Raw genomic sequence first — 17,009 nt, forward strand, 5'->3', positions numbered from 1 at the left:
AGTATAATTATAACATTATGACTGTAAATAGTAAAAATAGCAAAGAGACAGCTGCAAAAAAAAATAAGAAGAGTTCACTTAACGAACTCTCCTTATATATATATATAAATATTTAATTCTTAATTAAGTAAAGAATAGTAATTTTAAAATTAGGTATTTCATTTTGTATTTACATATTTCAAGACCTCCTATTTATAAAATTGAACTAACCTCTAAAAACTTTATAATTTTAATTTGAAACATTGGACTATCCCCTTTCTATAAGCAATTTTTTTAGTTTATCTAATGAGGGTAATTATCTTTGTGGAATCACTTCCACTAGTTGAAGTAATTAAATTATGATGCTTTGTTTATAAAATAATAATACCATAGTAATTTATATTTGTAAAGAATTATTTTTAATTAATAATAAATATTACTTACAGTATTAAAATTTATAATATATAGCTTAATAACAACATTATGTTAAGTGCGGCCACTATAAGTCCTATAACCCAAAGAGTGATTTTATCAAATCTACTGTTAGCATACTTGCCCATAACTTTTTTAGAAGAAGTTAGATATATCTGAAGGAATATAGTTATAGGAAGTTGTATACTTAAGAGCATTTGTGAGTAGATGAGACCTTTAAATGGTTCAGTTATAAAAAATATAACTATTGCAGCGCCAACTAAAGTAATGCCTACACCTAGCTTGGTATGAGTATCATTAATATCATATGGTTCTCCAAACATACCTGCAAAAATACTACCACCGGCCATTCCTGCAGTAACTGATGAGGATATTCCTGCAAAGAGTAGAGCTAAAGCAAAGACAACTGATGCAGTGCTTCCAAGTAATGGCGTTAGCATTTGCTGAGCTTGATTAAGCTGCGTAACTTGAACTTTCTGCGAGAAAAAAGTAGCAGCAGCAATAAGTATCATTGCACTATTTATAGCCCAACCTACTATCATTGAAAAAAAAGTATCCATGAATTCATATTTGAGTTGCTTTTTTATTACATTCTCATCTTTTAGATTCCACTGACGACTTTGTATTATTTCTGAGTGAAGAAATAGATTATGTGGCATTACAACTGCACCTAGAACACTCATTATTACTGGAATAGATCCCGTAGGAAAAGACGGTTTAACCCAGCTTATCATAGCTTTTCCCCATTCGATATGTACAAGGCTTAATTCGAATATAAAAGATATTCCTATTATAGAAACAAAGCCAATAATCCATCTTTCTAGTTTTTTATAAGAATTTGTAAAGAGCATCCACAAAATCAAACATAAAACTAGAACTGTTCCAAGCTTTATAGGTATACCAAATAGCATATTTAAAGCAATAGCACCACCAAGCAATTCTGCAAGGGCAGTAGATACTGCAGCTAGCACAGCAGAGCCAAGCACTAATTTGTTAAGTCCCGGCTTTAATGTGGCAGTAGATGCTTCTGATATGCAACTACCTGTAACAATTCCAAGATGGGCAGCATTATGTTGAAGCACAATAAGCATAATAGTTGAAAGGGTTACCATCCAAAGTAGAGTATAACCAAAATCAGCACCAGCGGAGACGTTTGCTGCCCAATTTCCCGGATCTATAAAGCCTACGGTTACAAGTAACCCAGGTCCGATATATTTTAAGAAATCTAAGGCCATAAATTTAGGTTTATGGCCTTTTTTTGATAGTAGTTTAGTAAATGAAAAACTCATGATAACACATCCGTCCTTTATTATTGTATAACATATATTATATAGTAATTATTAGTTAAATCAACATTAAAGGGCAATTAGTAAAATAAAAACAATATGTTAAATGATTTGTAATATATAAATTGAGATAATAATATGACATAACATTGTCAAGGTTTTATTGTATAATAATTTAGAGGTGATTGTATGCAGATAAATAGGTTATTTGGAATTATATATATCTTGCTCGATAGAAAAGTAGTAACTGCCAAAGAGTTAGCGAAGCACTTCGAAGTATCATCAAGAACGATTTATAGAGATGTTGATACTTTGAGCTCAGCAGGAATACCAATATATGCAACCCAAGGGAAAAATGGTGGAATAACACTATTAGAAAATTTTGTGTTAAATAAATCAGTGCTTTCTGAAAATGAACAGAATGAAATATTAGTTGCTCTTCAAAGTCTTACGGCAACTGGGTATCCAAGTATTGATATAACTCTTTCAAAATTAAGTAGCTTGTTTAAAAAAGGAGATAATAATTGGATTGAGGTGGATTTTACAAACTGGGGTAGGTTGTAAATTAAATCCACATAACCATTCCACAGGGTGTGACCTTTGCATAAAAAAGAACCTTAAAGCTAGGGAAATTCCAAGCTGTTTTTTTAAACTAGTCAATGAAGATATATCTAAACTTAAAGAGTTTACAATTGAAGAATTCGTTAAGTTCTTTATTCAAAACAAAGGGCAATAATTAGGGAGGCGATTGCATAAATATTGAGATATAGAGGAAATTAGAAATTAATGTAGAATTATAGTTTATGAAAACTTAAGAAGTTTAGAGTAGAGTAATATTATTGAGGGGGAGAGGTTAATGTATTATATTTATGTAGTTATTGGGATGGTATTTGTTATTGCTGTGGGTATATTAGTACTAAAAAGTAGATCAAATGATGAAAATGAAAATAACATGAAAATCATGGAAATAATAGAAAAAACCGAATATGTAATTGATATAACCGATAAGTTTACTAAAGATGATTCCAAATATATAAAGCCTATTTTTACCATGGTATCTAATGAAAATGGTACTAAAGTGAAGTCAATATTTGGTAAGGCACTAGATGGAGATGGAGAGATAAATATTAAAGACGCTGAAGGAATCATGATTGACATTATAAATGAGGCGTTAAAAAATAGAGCATTTATGGAGTGTTTTATAGATGGAAATTGTTCAAGTGAAGAAAAACTGATAGCAGATAATCTTAAAAGAGAGACAAAATCTATTTAAATGGGTATTTTAACTGATAAAAGGGAGTTCATATGAACTCCTTTTAAAATAGTTTATCTATATATTTATCATGTACTTTATATAACATAGTTACCGTAATTATAGCACCTGTTAGTGCCCAAAACATATCCCATTGTGCATCCCATTTATCACCCTGAAGACCTAAAAAAGACTCCCCTGATAATGAAGATACTCCCCATTCTATAAGTTCATAAAAGGCACTTAATGATAAACAAATACAAATAACTAAAATACCTAATATTATTCCTTTCTTAAGCTTTAACTTTCGTATTAATATTTCTCGTACAATAAAAGCTGGTATAAGCCCTTGTACAAAGTGTCCTACCCTATCATAATGATTTCTCCTGAGTCCATATACTTCTTTTATCCAATTAAACAAGGGCACATCGCCATATGTATAATGTGCTCCAATTAGCATTAAGCTTATTAGAATTAAAATAAGTATATACACAAAATTTGTGAATCGAAACTTTTTATAAGTGAATATTAATATAATAACCCCTATAAAAACTGGAAAAGCCTCTAAAAGCCATACAAGATAACTTTTAGGTTTAATAGCTGATAAAACAAAAACTATATTAGCTAGTATTAATAAAATAATATGTATTTTACCTGTCTTATTATCTTTTTTAGCTCCATTCATACTTTTATACTCCCATTTCTACATTATATTATCTTCGTTTTCTTATTATATAGGTTTTCCTATTGAAGCTAATCTTTATACCTTTATTTTAAAATTATGTGATAAAAATTATAAGAAATAGTTATATAACAATTATAAAAAGATATATAATGAAAATATCAGTAATTAGGGAGGCGATTGTATGGAAATTGAGGAGGTTATGTTGTATTTAGAGGAGCATGGAAGTGAGCAAAACCGTCGAATTTATTGGAATCACGGTGTGCCAGATCCTAAATATGGAGTTAAAGTATCAGATCTTAAAAAACTTCAAAAGATCATAAAAAAAGATATTGAATTTCTTTAACATATTCAGAATTTTAACTTATTAACTAATATTGCTATAAAATCTAAAATATTATAGATTTTTGTACTTGACGTTGATATAATAAAAATAGCATAAATAACGGCTATACTATTAGGTAACATCTTGAGAAGGGGGGGTATTTATGGGGTCAAGTACAAATGAATTAGTTGAGTTAATTAGTAATATTAAATTTATAGAAAAAACATATGATATGATGAGGATAGTAGATCCAGTAAATAAAAAAATATTAGAGTATGTAGAAAATATAATTACAGAAACAGACATAACTTGTCATAGCTATTGGAATAAAGAAAGTGTCTGCGATAATTGTGTTTCATTAAGGGCATATAAAGAAAATGATGTTTTTATAAAAATTGAATACTATAATGAAAAAATATATATGGTTTCAGCAATACCTGTTACAGTAGGAGACATAACAGTAATTATTGAGTTGTTTAAAGATGTAACTAATAATATGGCTGTGGTAAAGAAAGATAAAGGTGTGGAGGTTGATATTCACGGAATTATAAATCATGTTGATATTCTTCTGTTTAAAGACCATTTAACTGGTGTATATAATAGAAGATTTATAGATGAGAGATTGCCAGTGGATATTATTAATAAATCAGTACATGGTCAAAAATTATCATTAATAATGGCGGATATTGATTTGTTCAAAAACGTAAACGACCGATATGGACATTTGGCGGGTGATTTTATTCTCAAAGAAATTTCAGACGTTTTAGCCAGTTGCATTCGTACAGGGAAGGATTGGGTTGCGAGATATGGTGGTGAAGAGTTCCTAATAAGTCTACCAAAGGCTGATAATAACAAAGCTGTCGAAATTGCAGAAAGAATGAGAAAGAAAATTGAAGATAGTGTTTTTAAATTTGGGGATATAAATATTAGGGTAACAACGAGCTTTGGTGTACATACTTTAGCAGATAATGATAATTCAAGCATATCAACAGTAATTAATTTTGCTGATGCAAATTTGTATAGAGCAAAAGAAGCTGGGAGAAATAGGGTTATGTCCTCATTATAAGAATGCCTGGCCACAGAGATTGTGCAAAGCAATCTATTTGACTAGCTCACTTCCAATATAATATTTGTTAAAATAAATTAAGGAAAGTAAGCTTACTTTCCTTAAAAGTTTTTATAGTATAATTGCTATTTTAAAAAATAGACTATTTGTTATATAAATCTTCATTTTCAAACTTATTGCCTATTACAACTCCCAGCGCTACATCAAGAATACTACGGCTTAATAATCCATCTAATTCTTTAAGCTGGAAATTCACTATGCTTTCATTCCATAATACATTGTAAACCTTAGATGCAATTTCAATATAATCGCCTTCATATACATCAACTCCATTAGCATCAGCTAAGTATACCCATTGGAGCAATTCAAATTCCTCAACTGGTCTCCAAGTCAAACCAGGAAGCTTCACAGCATCTGGAACGAAACGTTGTGAATCAAAAGTCATGCCTTGCAATTTATTCATTTTCTGTTTTAAACCATCCCAAACTCTAAACTTTAATTGCTTCAATTTAAATTACCAGCCTTTCTTTATTTGTCGAATAATATACTTTAATAGTAGCGTATACTGGTATTATATGCAACTAATTGAAAATTAAAGATTTGATTTTTTATTTAAGTGGTAACCACTTTAGTACCTTTTGTATTTGTGCATCCCAATAACCCCATTCATGAATGCCGACGCCTTCTTCATAAGTGTAGTCAAAATCTTTAGATTTTATAAAGTTTTTAAATTTTATATTATCTTCGTATAAAAAGTCCTCAGTACCACAACATTGATACAATTTTGGTTTTCTTGCACAGGACTCTAAATTGCTTGCTAAGAAAAAAAGATCATTTTCACTTCCTTCAAATGAAGAAATATCGCCAAAGATATTTGAGAGCTCCATTTTAAAATCCTCATCTGTTTCACTTATAAGTGAAGTGTTCATATTAAGTGCGCCAGATAAACTTGCACCGGCAGAATATTTATCAGGATATGAAAGCGCTGCTTTAAAAGCTCCATAACCTCCCATTGACAGCCCCGCTATAAAGTTATCTTCACGTAGGCTTGATATAGGGAAAAAAGAAGCGACTATTTCAGGCAATTCTTCTGTAATATAAGTCCAGTATTTGTACCCATGTTTCATATCGGTATAAAAACTCCTGCCAGCGTTTGGCATTACAACAGCGAGTCCCATATCAGCCACATATCTTTCGATAGATGTATTTCTTTGCCAAATTGTTTGGTCATCAGATAATCCATGCAGTAGGTATAAAACCGGATATTTTTCTTTCTTTTTTGAACCAGTCACTCCTATTTGTGTTTTTGTGTTTTGTGGAAGTATAACTGTTATTGAGGTAGATATACCTAAAGTTTCCGAGAAGAAATCACAATGTATTAAAGCCATTAAAATACCACCTTTCATTTTAAAAATATTCATAAAATTTAGAATAAAACACAAATAGACATTATAAAGTACATCATACTACATTTAAACATTAAATTCTACTCGGCATAATGATTAATTTTGTGATATAATTCATTAACAAAATAAATTGTGTTAACATTTTATTTAAAGAGAACGGAGGAAAATAGAATATGAGTATGAAATATATAAAGAAAATACCAACGGCTACAGAAATTATGGAAGAAATGCCTCTACCAAATCACATTAAAGAGATTAAAAAAAATAGGGATATGGAGATAAGGAAAGTTTTTGAGAATAAATCTGATAAGTTTCTCCTTATAATAGGACCATGCTCGGCTGACAATGAGGACTCAGTGTGTGAATACATAGGAAAGCTTGCAGAGGTTCAAGAAAAAGTAAAAGATTCTATTATTATTGTACCTAGAATTTATACAAACAAACCGCGAACTACAGGTGAAGGATATAAAGGCATGGCTCATCAACCAGACATAAATAAAGAACCAGATTTGGATGCAGGATTAAAGGCAATTAGAAAACTTCATTTAAAAGCATTAAGTGAATATCATATGCCTGCTGCAGATGAAATGTTATATCCAGAAAATTATACGTATCTTTCAGATTTATTAAGTTACCATGCAGTTGGAGCTCGCTCAGTTGAAAATCAGCAACATAGATTTACTGTAAGTGGTATTGATATGCCCGTAGGCATGAAAAATCCAACTGGCGGAGATTTAACTGTAATGCTAAATTCAATTAAAGCAGCGCAGATTGAACATACTTTTATATATGGAGGATTTCAGGTCGAAACATCAGGAAACTCACTTGCACATGCTGTTTTGAGGGGCGCTGTGGATTCTTATGGTAGAAATATTCCGAATTATCATTATGAAGATTTAATACATGTTGCTAAAGAATATGAAAAACAGCAACTTCTAAATCCTTCTATTATAATAGATACTAATCATGCGAATTCAATGAAGCATTATGAAGAACAACCAAGAATAGCTAGAGAAGTGTTAATGAGTAGGAAATATGATTCACTACTCAAAAAAATGATAAAAGGATTTATGATTGAAAGTTACCTTGTGCAAGGTAAACAAGATGTAGGGTGTGGTACTTATGGAAAATCTATAACTGATGGATGTTTAGGATGGGAAAGCACCGAAAGACTAATTTATTCTATTGCTGAAAATTTATAATAAAATGAAAAATACTGATTTTAAGTATAAAAATTATTTGCAGATTTTAAAAGAAGAGCTAATACCATCCATGGGGTGTACTGAACCAATTGCAATTGCATTTGCTGCAGCAAAAGCTAAAGAAGTATTAGGATGTGTTCCTGAAAAAGTTATTGTAGAAGTAAGTGGGAATATTATAAAAAATGTTAAAAGTGTTATAGTTCCTAATACAGGCCATTTAAAAGGAATAGCGGCTGCAACAGCTGCTGGGATTATAGGAGGTAAGTCTGATAGGAAACTAGAAGTTATTTCAGATATAACACAGGCGGATAAACAAAAAATTAAAGAATATTTATCGACTTGTTCTATTGAAGTTAAGCATATTGATACACCATTTATATTTGACATACAGATGAATGTATTTTATAAAGATTCATATGTAAAAGTAAGGATTGTAAATTATCATACAAATATTATTTTGATTGAAAAGGATGGTGAGATACTTTACCACAAAGAGACAATTACTTCAAAAGAAGAAGGTCTTAGTGATAAGGAATTACTTAGTGTAGAAGATATTGTTGATTTTGCAGATTCTGTGGATATACAAGATATAGAAGATATTATAGGTAGGCAGATTGAATTTAATTCAAAAATTGCAGAAGAAGGATTAAAAAATAATTATGGCGCGAATATAGGAAGCGTTCTAATTTCAACATATGGCTGCGATGTTAAAGTAAGAGCCAAGGCGAAGGCGGCGGCAGGGTCAGATGCCAGAATGAGTGGATGTGAGTTGCCTGTGATTATCATTTCAGGTAGTGGTAATCAGGGAATGACAGCTTCACTTCCAGTTATTGAGTACGCAAATGAATTAAAAGTTTCAAAAGAAAAACTTTATAGAGCTTTGATTATTTCGGATTTAGTTACAATACATCAAAAAACTGGTATAGGAAGACTTTCAGCATATTGTGGTGCTGTTTGTGCAGGAGCAGGAAGTGGAGCAGGTATTGCTTACCTTTATGGGGGTGGATATAGAGAGATTTCTCATACAATTGTTAATGCATTGTCTATAGTTTCTGGAATGATTTGTGATGGTGCTAAAGCATCATGTGCGGCTAAAATTGCGGTAGCTGTAGATGCTGGAATTCTAGGGTGCTATATGTTTAAGCAAGGCCAGCAGTTTAAGGGCGGCGATGGTATTATAAAAAAAGGTGTTGAAGCTACTATATCAAATGTTGGCAAACTTGCAAAAGAGGGAATGAAAGAAACTGACATACAAATAATCAAAATTATGATTGAAGATTAAAAAGGAGTTCACTTATGAACTCCTTTTTAATTGCTCTATATATTATAACATATCAAACTTTCTCAAATGTCAGATTAAATGTTAATAGGATATCTATTGCAGAATTTAATAATGATGATGTAACCGCTATTAATAGTGATTAGTGATTACACCACTATGAATAAAAGCTAATTTGAAAAATGAATTTGGTATAATGAAAAAATCAATTAGTAAGACAATTTCTAATGTTTCAGGAATGCTTGAAGAAGTAAAGACTTCAACAAATGTTTTGAATATACAAGCTGAAAATTTATTAGGGGCTTCTGAAGAAATGTCATCTTCAGCACAGGATATTAATGAAGCGGTTCAAGGGGTAGCTGTTGCAGCAGGTCAGCAATCTGGTGATCTTATGAATGTAAAAACTTCATTAGATAATTTCGCGGACTCATTAGATAAGATAACTTCATCAATCAACGACGTAAACGTAAATATACACGTCATTAGCACAATGTCTGAGGATAGTAACTCGAAGTTAGAGTTTCTATTTGATTCCACTAAAACTGTAAATGAGTCCTTTGATACAGTTAGGACTAAAGTTATAGAATTAGACAACCATGTTGGACAAGTAAATGACATAACAAATATTATAAATTCAATTGCTGAACAAACCAATTTATTGGCATTAAATGCTGCAATTGAATCTGCCCGTGCAGGTGAGGCTGGTAGAGGATTTTCTGTGGTTGCAGATGAAGTTAGAAAGCTTGCAGAACAATCTAAAATGTCCGCTAACAATATAAGTGGATTAATTTCTAGGATTAATGACGAAGCACGACTTGCGGTGAAGACTACAGATTCAGGTAAAAATAGTTTGAATGATCAAACAGTACTCATTGAAGATTCTATAAAATCATTTACTTTAATATTTAAGGCAATAAATACTATATTGCCTAGTGTTGAAGATATAAAAAAATCAATTGAAAATATAAATGTTGAGAAGGAACTAATTATCTCAAAAACATTAGATATTTCTGGAGTATCAGAAGAAAATGCGGCTTCATCAGAAGAGATAGCAGCTTCAATACAGCAAATAAATACATCGTTTGACGAGGTATCAGAATCAGCTCAAACTCTATCAGACTTAACAAACTCTAGGATGAATGAAGTTAATAAATTTAAGGTGTAGTTATTACTAGACATCTTAAAGAACTTAATAAATATGTAAATTATTACACGGCAAAAACTGGTACTACATTTTCCGAATTAAATGAAGGTAAAAGATGGATTGTTCCTAGTCAAGTAGGATGGGACATGAATCAGAGAATTACAGGTGGGATACCTAAAAATTATGGAGGATTTATGCTAGATAATACTACATTAGTAGCAGATGCTCAGTATATGACTATGCCTAAAGGACTTAGCGCGGATAAAAATGAAGTAGTATTAAAACTAATGAAATGGCTTATGACACCAGAAATGCAGGCAATAACCTATGATAGCGGATAATAATAATAAAACTGCTGGCAAAGTGATTGTCAGCAGTTTTATTATTAAATCCATTATAGTATAAGAAGTCATGCTTCTATTCAGCAGCTTCAGCAATTGCCTTAGTTTCATGAACTGTACCCTTTGGATGCTGAGGTGGAGCATAAATGGAGTACAATTTAAGTGGTTTATTACCTGTATTAATTATGTTGTGCCATTTTCCAGCAGGTATAATAATTGCGAAGTCATCATAGACTTTTTCTTGGAAATACAATCTATCTTTTCTATCCCCCATTTTAACAAGCCCTTCTCCTTCCTCAATACGTAAAAATTGATCAAGGTCTGGATGAATTTCTAAACCTATGTTTTCGCCAACCTTAATGCTCATTAAGGTAAGTTGCAAATGGGTTCCTGTCCATAAAGCGGTACGAAAAGTATTATTTTGCTTAGTAGCTTCATCGATATTTACTACAAACGGTTCTGGGCCATAATCCTTTAATTTAATTAAAACTTCATCCTCTGATTCATCAGTAAAAGGAATATTCTGATTGTTAAGCTGGTTGGAAAAGTTTGAGTTATAAATTGGTTGGTTACCACAGTAAGGGCATGGATACATTTTACAAATATTATACATATTTTGATTATACATTTGATTGTTGATGTAATAAGGGCATGGATATATTTTATTCACATTGCTCATTCCTTTCATATGTTTATAAAATTATCATATGCACTATGTTTAGAGAATGTGATTGTAAGTGATAATATAATGCTGCATAGTATAATGTGAACAATATAGGCAAATAATATAAAAAACTTAAAAAATATTATAAATTATTATATACTTGGGAGTTGATTTGTAAGTGGCAGATATGTGGATGTGTATAAGTAACATAAGAGGCGCTACAGAAGGTAAAGTATTTTCAAGTTATGGGGAGATCTTTCAAGTGATTGATAAAACTAGATTAGCTAGCATGGATAAACAAATAAAATTGTTTGTTAATAAAGAAGAAATCAGTAATTTCTTTAGGAAAATAGAAAATAGCTATTCAGTTTATGGAGTATGGACTATGAAGGGTTGTAATAATTTATTAAGGAAATTACTTAACTTGAAGTTAAAAAAGAAATTAGGTTATAGGAGAGTAAATCTAGATATTTTTGATAATATGACTCTCCATAGAATTTATACAGAATTATTATTATATATTTACAAAGTAAAGTCGGATGAACTCCTCATACAATTTTCTACTATAATAACATATCAATTAGAGTCATTAAACATGATTTATGATAATAAAGATTTAGTTGATTTCGATGAAGAGTTCGAGCAAACAATATTACAATTTAGGAAGATATATGAGTTCTGTAATTCAATAGAAGTGAAAGCTAAATCAATTGAATCTGATTATCGAGGTGAAATAATAAAAAAACTAATGGAAAAAAGAAAAGAGATAAATAAGCTAAATATATTGATGTTAGATGAAATTAGCAAGTGAATTATGAGTGTTAATTTATATTAGTTGTAGGTGCTACTCAAAGGGGCATTTGTGATGTATAATTAATTAGTAAAACAATAAGAAATATCTTTTAAATATATATCGTGAATATTAATTTAAAGGTATCGCTAAATATTAAAAAATAGAAAAAAGTGGGTAAAAATATGAAAAATGATATAAACAAAAATATGGAAATGATGAAAAAAATTATTGAAGAGAAAAAAGCTAAATCTTCTGCGCAAAAAAATTCTAAGAGACCATCTGTCCATGGAACACAAAGCGCATCAGCTGGTAATGGTGGGGGTTTAGTTGGTAAAAATAACAGGGGGCAATAAATTTCATGGCCATTGATGACATGAATAAGGGTAGTTCACTTTTAGTGAACTACCCTTATTCATATTTACAAATATTTAAATTTAATTAAGTAGAGAACAGTAATTTTTAGCCGTTTCTTCTAGCGTAAGGTGTAATAACATTTGGATTTTAATAACATTTTTTAAGGTTTGGTTCACTGTAGAGTCTAAACTAATTAACTCATCAATATTTGTAGCAAGAGCTATTCCACTTTGCATTAAATAGACTTTTTAAGAATCCATATTATAAATATTTGTGTTTAGTTTTAATCACAAGCATTTATAATGTGGATTCTTTTTTAAATAAGATATAAAAACACATCCAAATTCATTCGTCGTTTTACCCTTTTTAGCGGCATTTAAAGTTTATTATGCTATTTGTATTTTAAGGTAATAATAGTATAATAAAGTAAACGTTTATAATGGGGGGATAAGTATATGAACGAGATTTTAAAGCAAATTAAAAATAGAAAATCCATGAGAGTATTTAAAAATAAGCCAATTAAAGCTGAACTTAAAAAAGAGATATTAAATGCAGCATTTGAGGCTCCAACTGCTGGTGCAATGATGCTTTATAGCATACTTGATATTACTGATGAAAAATTAAAGAAACAACTATCAGTAGAATGTGATAATCAACAGTTTATTGAAAAAGCTCCTTTAATACTTATATTCCTTGCAGATTACCAAAGATGGTATGATGCTTTTGATTTGGAAAATTGCAACCCAAGAATACCGGGGGAGGGGGATATTCTTCTTGCTTATAGTGATGCAATAATAGCTGCCCAAAACACAGTGGTAGCTGCAGAATCTTTAGGAATTGGTTCATGTTACATTGGTGATATCATTGAGAATTGTGAAACCATTAGAGCGTTATTAGATCTTCCAGATTATGTTCTACCTGCTGCCATGTTAATTTACGGTTATCCTGTTGATCTTCAAAAGAGTAGAAAGAAACCGGTTCGTTTCGAAGAGCAGTATATAGTGCATGAAAATAAATATCACAGACTAGATAAGGAAGAACATATAGAAATGCAAAGATTAAGAAATGAAAAGGCAGAGTTTATAAATAAAGATATTAGCGAAGATATCAAAGCTCTATGCAACCGTAAGTATATGTCTGATTTTTCACTAGAAATGAACAGATCAGCTTCTGTTTATCTTAGGAAGTTTAGAGCAGAGTAATATATCACTTTAGGAGAAGTTTATGAAAAAGAATGCTAAAGCTGCAATAATTGATTCATTTAAACAATTATTAAACAATAAATCAATAGATAAGATTACAGTGAAGGGAATTTGTGAACATTGCGATGTAAACAGGCAGACTTTTTATAATCACTTTACTGATATTATGAATGTTTTTAAATTCATATTCTTTGAGGAATTATCAATGGAAATTGCACAAAACAGAACCTTCGAAAACTGGGGGAGTGGGTTTCTGGCTACAATGAAGTATCTCAAGAAAAATTCCAAAATGATTCTACATGTATATAATTCTTCTTATTGGTCTGAAGCCAATAACTACCTTACTGACATTTCTACCAGGTTACTAGAGGATGTAGTTGATGAGTGTGTTGATAAAATGGGAGTTAAGTTAAAGGAGAATGATAAACATTTCATAGTAAATTTTTATAGACATGTATTTAATGGGTTAATTATAGACTGGGTAAGTGAAGGAATGGATGAGGAACCAGAAATCATCCTTAAAAAACTTTCAATCATGATAAAGGGAAGTATTCCTCGCTCTGTGGCTACTTTTGTAAAAGAAGAAAAAAAGAATGATTTTTTTAATAGATGAAAGTGTCTAAAATAGACACTTTCATTTTTTTGTCTATTGAAAAGGATTAAATTGGATTATACAATATAGTTATAAAATGCCAATAAATATATTAAGGGGGCAATAATATGTTTGTTTTCAACTACGCAGATGGGGCATCAGCATTAAGTGTATGGGGTGTTTGGATATTTATTTTTATAGCACTTTTCGGTTTTAATGAAGTAGCTCGCAGATGGAAATATATTGGTTTTTTTAGCTTTGTTATTTTACCATTAATGCTTTCAATATTATGGTTTACAGTACTAAGGGATACAACTTATACGGATTGGTTTCATTTAGCAAAGGTGTATTCTTCTACAGCCGGATGTATAGGTTTTTGGTGCATCAGGCATGTTAAATTGAAAAATAAATTGACAGGCAAAGAGTGGAGATTATCTGATAAAAAATGGGCATTATGTTTCCCACCACTTATACTTGCTATCAACATTATGGAGGCGGTAATTCGTGATTTCCAAATCGGTATTCAATACCCCGGTGGAGGAAATTTAGTGGATGAGGCCATGTATGTACTTGGCGGTCCTTGGAATTTCATGAATGGTATAGCAGGTATATTAAACATCATAACTATAACGGGATGGCTTGGAATTTGCATAAAAAAACAGACAGCTAAAGATGGCAGTAAAGATATGTTGTGGACTGATATGTTATGGTTTTGGATAATAGCCTATGACCTATGGAATTTTGCTTATACCTATAACTGCTTGCCAGGTCATGCTTGGTATTGCGGGCTTGCACTACTAATCGCTCCAACCCTTTGTGCATTTACTGTGGGAAAAGGGGCATGGCTGCAGCATCGTGCACAGACCCTTGCCATATGGTGTATGTTTGCACAGACCTTTCCAGCCTTCATTGATAAGGGTGCCTTTGCTGTGGCCTCATCTTACAATAAAGTACCGCTATTTGTATTTAGTTTTGCGGCATTAGCGGTAAATCTATCAGTATTTGTATACATGATTTACAAAGTAGTTAAGACAAAAAGAAATCCTTATCTTGGTGAGCTTTATACAGATTTGAAGGCATATAAGGAAATCAAATCACTTGCGGAATAAATATCATAGTAATATTTAAGTTTGAGAGGTTTATTTGGACACATTGGCCTTTCTGTATATTGTTATCCTCAGAATAAATTTTTATAATATAGTTATAAAGAAATATTAGGAGGTATGTTCAATGTATTATAGCAATGGAAATTATGAGGCGTTTGCTCGCCCCTTAAAACCCGCTGATGTGGATAAAAAATCTGCATATTTAGTTGGTGCTGGTTTGGCATCATTGTCAGCTGCATGTTTTTTGGTTCGAGATGGTCAAATGAAGGGTGAGCGAATTCATATTTTGGAAGAACTTAGTATACCTGGAGGAGCTTGCGATGGTATTAACGACAGTCAAAAAGGGTTTATTATCCGTGGTGGGCGTGAAATGGAAAACCACTTTGAGTGCTTATGGGATTTGTTTCGTTCAATTCCTTCTATTGAGACAGATGGTGTTTCTGTTTTGGATGAGTTTTATTGGCTCAACAAGAAAGACCCAAATTATTCTTTGATGAGAGTAACACAAGGCAGAGGTGAGGATGCTCATACCGATGGAAAGTTTGGACTAAGTGAAAAAGCTTCAAAGGAACTTGTGAAGCTTTTTATGACCCGAGATGAAGACTTATATGATAAGAAGATTTCTGATGTGTTTACAGATGAAATACTAAAATCTAACTTCTGGCTTTACTGGAGAACAATGTTTGCCTTCAGAGATTGGCATAGCGCATTGGAAATGAAACTCTACCTTCAGAGATTTATTCATCATATTGGAGGTCTTCCAGACTTATCCGCTTTGAAATTTACTAAATACAATCAATATGAGTCATTAATTTTACCAATGGTAAAATACCTTGAATCCCATGGCGTTCATTTCCAATATGATACCATGGTAACAAATGTTGTTTTTGATATAAAAAATGATAAAAAGTTAGCTAAGAAAATTGTTTGCATGCATGGCGGCAAGGAAGAATGTATAGAGCTTACTAGAGATGATTTGGTGTTTATTACTAATGGAAGCTGTACAGAAAATTCTTCCCTTGGTGACGATAACAATGCACCCCAGGTTAATAATTCTACGGGTGGGTGTTGGGATCTTTGGAGAAATATCGCAAAGCAATCTTCAGCCTTTGGTAAACCTGATAAATTTTGCACAAATACAAAACAAACAAACTGGGAATCTTCAACAATTACCACACTTGACGATAAAATCCCTAAATATATAGAAAAGATTTGCAAACGTGATCCATTTAGTGGGAAGGTTGTTTCTGGTGGTATCATAACTGTGAAAGACTCGAATTGGCTTATGAGTTATACCCTCAATAGACAGCCTCATTTCAAAGAACAACCAAAAGACCAGATTGTAGTTTGGGTATACGGTCTATTCTCAGAGGTTCCAGGGAATTATATCAAGAAGCCAATGAGTGAATGCACTGGAGTGGAAATTACAGAGGAATGGCTTTATCATATGGGTGTTCCAGAATCTGAGATCCACGATATGGCTACAAAATCGGCTCACTCAATACCTTGTATGATGCCATATATTACTGCATTCTTTATGCCAAGAGCAAAAGGGGACAGACCTAAGGTTGTACCTGATGGAAGTGAGAACTTTGCTTTCCTTGGTCAGTTCGCCGATACACCACGTGATACGGTGTTCACAACGGAATATTCAGTGAGAACGGCTATGGAGGCAGTTTACACATTGCTAGACATAGATCGTGGTGTACCAGAGGTCTTTGCATCATGCTATGATGTCCGAGTACTTTTGGATTCTACAGTAAAGATGATGGATGGAAATAAGCCTGGCGATAAAAAACTACCATTTATCTTTAACTTTGTTAAAAAGCAAGGATTAAAGAAGATTTCAGGAACAGTCATTGAAGATGTATTGAAAAGATATAATATAATCTAACAATTATTAA

The 17,009-nt window shown here is 31.7% G+C and carries 21 protein-coding genes and 1 pseudogene; 16 read left to right on the forward strand and 6 right to left on the reverse strand.

What is annotated here, in order from left to right:
• Positions 1-434: 434 nt before the first annotated feature.
• Positions 435-1,700 carry an Nramp family divalent metal transporter gene (locus KPL55_RS00430; RefSeq protein WP_216304733.1) on the reverse strand — a complete coding sequence of 422 codons (1,266 nt, stop codon included), beginning with the start codon at positions 1,698-1,700 and terminating at the stop codon, positions 435-437.
• Between the two features lie 186 nt (positions 1,701-1,886).
• Here KPL55_RS00430 and KPL55_RS00435 point away from each other — a divergent pair.
• The 3 genes and pseudogenes from KPL55_RS00435 to KPL55_RS00440 form a co-directional block, all read left to right on the forward strand.
• Positions 1,887-2,252, forward strand: a pseudogene (locus tag KPL55_RS00435) (helix-turn-helix transcriptional regulator); the annotation flags it as partial.
• Positions 2,227-2,433 (forward strand): DUF6485 family protein, encoded by a 207-nt coding sequence (locus KPL55_RS25855; protein ID WP_246599248.1) that lies wholly within the window; start codon positions 2,227-2,229, stop codon positions 2,431-2,433. The pseudogene KPL55_RS00435 and the gene KPL55_RS25855, both read left to right, overlap by 26 nt.
• A 120-nt stretch (positions 2,434-2,553) precedes the next feature.
• Complete coding sequence (locus tag KPL55_RS00440; RefSeq protein WP_216304735.1) at positions 2,554-2,970, forward strand: hypothetical protein; 417 nt, start codon at positions 2,554-2,556, stop codon at positions 2,968-2,970.
• 43 nt (positions 2,971-3,013) lie between these two features.
• On the opposite strand, the gene KPL55_RS00445 is transcribed toward KPL55_RS00440, so the two are convergent.
• Entirely contained in the window at positions 3,014-3,634 is a 621-nt protein-coding gene (locus KPL55_RS00445) for a DUF2238 domain-containing protein (protein WP_216304736.1), read from the reverse strand.
• A gap of 181 nt (positions 3,635-3,815) precedes the next feature.
• On the opposite strand from KPL55_RS00445, the gene KPL55_RS00450 reads away from it, so the two are divergent.
• Entirely contained in the window at positions 3,816-3,977 is a 162-nt protein-coding gene (locus KPL55_RS00450; RefSeq protein WP_216304737.1) for a hypothetical protein, read from the forward strand.
• Positions 3,978-4,119: 142 nt separating this feature from the next.
• Entirely contained in the window at positions 4,120-5,022 is a 903-nt protein-coding gene (locus KPL55_RS00455; RefSeq protein ID WP_216304738.1) for a GGDEF domain-containing protein, read from the forward strand.
• 142 nt (positions 5,023-5,164) lie between these two features.
• Here KPL55_RS00455 and KPL55_RS00460 read toward each other — a convergent pair whose 3' ends face one another.
• Positions 5,165-5,530: a YopX family protein gene (locus KPL55_RS00460; RefSeq protein ID WP_216304739.1), complete on the reverse strand. Its 366-nt coding sequence runs from the start codon at positions 5,528-5,530 to the stop codon at positions 5,165-5,167.
• A gap of 100 nt (positions 5,531-5,630) precedes the next feature.
• On the reverse strand, positions 5,631-6,410 hold the full coding sequence (locus tag KPL55_RS00465; RefSeq protein WP_216304740.1) for an alpha/beta hydrolase: 780 nt from the start codon (positions 6,408-6,410) through the stop codon (positions 5,631-5,633).
• Positions 6,411-6,601: 191 nt separating this feature from the next.
• Here KPL55_RS00465 and KPL55_RS00470 point away from each other — a divergent pair, with 191 nt between their 5' ends.
• The 5 genes from KPL55_RS00470 to KPL55_RS00485 are packed head-to-tail and all read left to right on the forward strand — an operon-like array spanning position 6,602 to position 10,394.
• Entirely contained in the window at positions 6,602-7,630 is a 1,029-nt protein-coding gene (locus tag KPL55_RS00470) for a 3-deoxy-7-phosphoheptulonate synthase (protein ID WP_216304741.1), read from the forward strand.
• A gap of 4 nt (positions 7,631-7,634) precedes the next feature.
• Positions 7,635-8,912, forward strand: a complete 1,278-nt coding sequence (locus KPL55_RS00475; RefSeq protein WP_216304742.1) for an L-cysteine desulfidase family protein — start codon at positions 7,635-7,637, stop codon at positions 8,910-8,912.
• A 14-nt stretch (positions 8,913-8,926) separates the two neighbouring features.
• Complete coding sequence (locus KPL55_RS26225; protein ID WP_281418782.1) at positions 8,927-9,055, forward strand: hypothetical protein; 129 nt, start codon at positions 8,927-8,929, stop codon at positions 9,053-9,055.
• Between the two features lie 50 nt (positions 9,056-9,105).
• Positions 9,106-10,074, forward strand: coding sequence for a methyl-accepting chemotaxis protein (locus KPL55_RS00480; protein ID WP_246599249.1), 969 nt, complete (start codon positions 9,106-9,108; stop codon positions 10,072-10,074).
• Between the two features lie 2 nt (positions 10,075-10,076).
• Positions 10,077-10,394, forward strand: a complete 318-nt coding sequence (locus tag KPL55_RS00485; protein ID WP_216304953.1) for an extracellular solute-binding protein — start codon at positions 10,077-10,079, stop codon at positions 10,392-10,394.
• 76 nt (positions 10,395-10,470) lie between these two features.
• Here the strand turns inward: KPL55_RS00485 and KPL55_RS00490 are convergent, their stop codons facing one another.
• The gene (locus tag KPL55_RS00490; RefSeq protein ID WP_216304954.1) at positions 10,471-11,073 is read right to left on the reverse strand and encodes a cupin domain-containing protein; all 603 of its coding nucleotides are present in this window, start codon (positions 11,071-11,073) and stop codon (positions 10,471-10,473) included.
• Positions 11,074-11,236: 163 nt separating this feature from the next.
• Here KPL55_RS00490 and KPL55_RS00495 point away from each other — a divergent pair, with 163 nt between their 5' ends.
• Complete coding sequence (locus KPL55_RS00495) at positions 11,237-11,869, forward strand: hypothetical protein (RefSeq protein ID WP_216304743.1); 633 nt, start codon at positions 11,237-11,239, stop codon at positions 11,867-11,869.
• Positions 11,870-12,033: 164 nt separating this feature from the next.
• On the forward strand, positions 12,034-12,204 hold the full coding sequence (locus KPL55_RS00500) for a hypothetical protein (protein ID WP_216304962.1): 171 nt from the start codon (positions 12,034-12,036) through the stop codon (positions 12,202-12,204).
• A gap of 81 nt (positions 12,205-12,285) precedes the next feature.
• On the opposite strand, the gene KPL55_RS26955 is transcribed toward KPL55_RS00500, so the two are convergent.
• Complete coding sequence (locus KPL55_RS26955) at positions 12,286-12,441, reverse strand: alpha-helical endospore appendage domain-containing protein (RefSeq protein WP_512699261.1); 156 nt, start codon at positions 12,439-12,441, stop codon at positions 12,286-12,288.
• A 219-nt stretch (positions 12,442-12,660) separates the two neighbouring features.
• On the opposite strand from KPL55_RS26955, the gene KPL55_RS00505 reads away from it, so the two are divergent.
• The 4 genes from KPL55_RS00505 to KPL55_RS00520 all read left to right on the forward strand — a co-directional run bounded on the left by KPL55_RS00505 (position 12,661) and on the right by KPL55_RS00520 (position 16,999).
• Complete coding sequence (locus KPL55_RS00505; protein WP_216304744.1) at positions 12,661-13,407, forward strand: nitroreductase family protein; 747 nt, start codon at positions 12,661-12,663, stop codon at positions 13,405-13,407.
• A gap of 22 nt (positions 13,408-13,429) precedes the next feature.
• Positions 13,430-14,020, forward strand: a complete 591-nt coding sequence (locus tag KPL55_RS00510) for a TetR/AcrR family transcriptional regulator (protein ID WP_216304745.1) — start codon at positions 13,430-13,432, stop codon at positions 14,018-14,020.
• A 107-nt stretch (positions 14,021-14,127) separates the two neighbouring features.
• Positions 14,128-15,108, forward strand: a complete 981-nt coding sequence (locus KPL55_RS00515) for a DUF5692 family protein (RefSeq protein WP_216304746.1) — start codon at positions 14,128-14,130, stop codon at positions 15,106-15,108.
• Positions 15,109-15,229: 121 nt separating this feature from the next.
• Positions 15,230-16,999 (forward strand): oleate hydratase, encoded by a 1,770-nt coding sequence (locus KPL55_RS00520; RefSeq protein ID WP_216304747.1) that lies wholly within the window; start codon positions 15,230-15,232, stop codon positions 16,997-16,999.
• Positions 17,000-17,009 lie beyond the last annotated feature (10 nt).

Source organism: Clostridium lacusfryxellense, from assembly GCF_018861735.1.
Classification (GTDB): domain Bacteria; phylum Bacillota; class Clostridia; order Clostridiales; family Clostridiaceae; genus Clostridium_AD; species Clostridium_AD lacusfryxellense.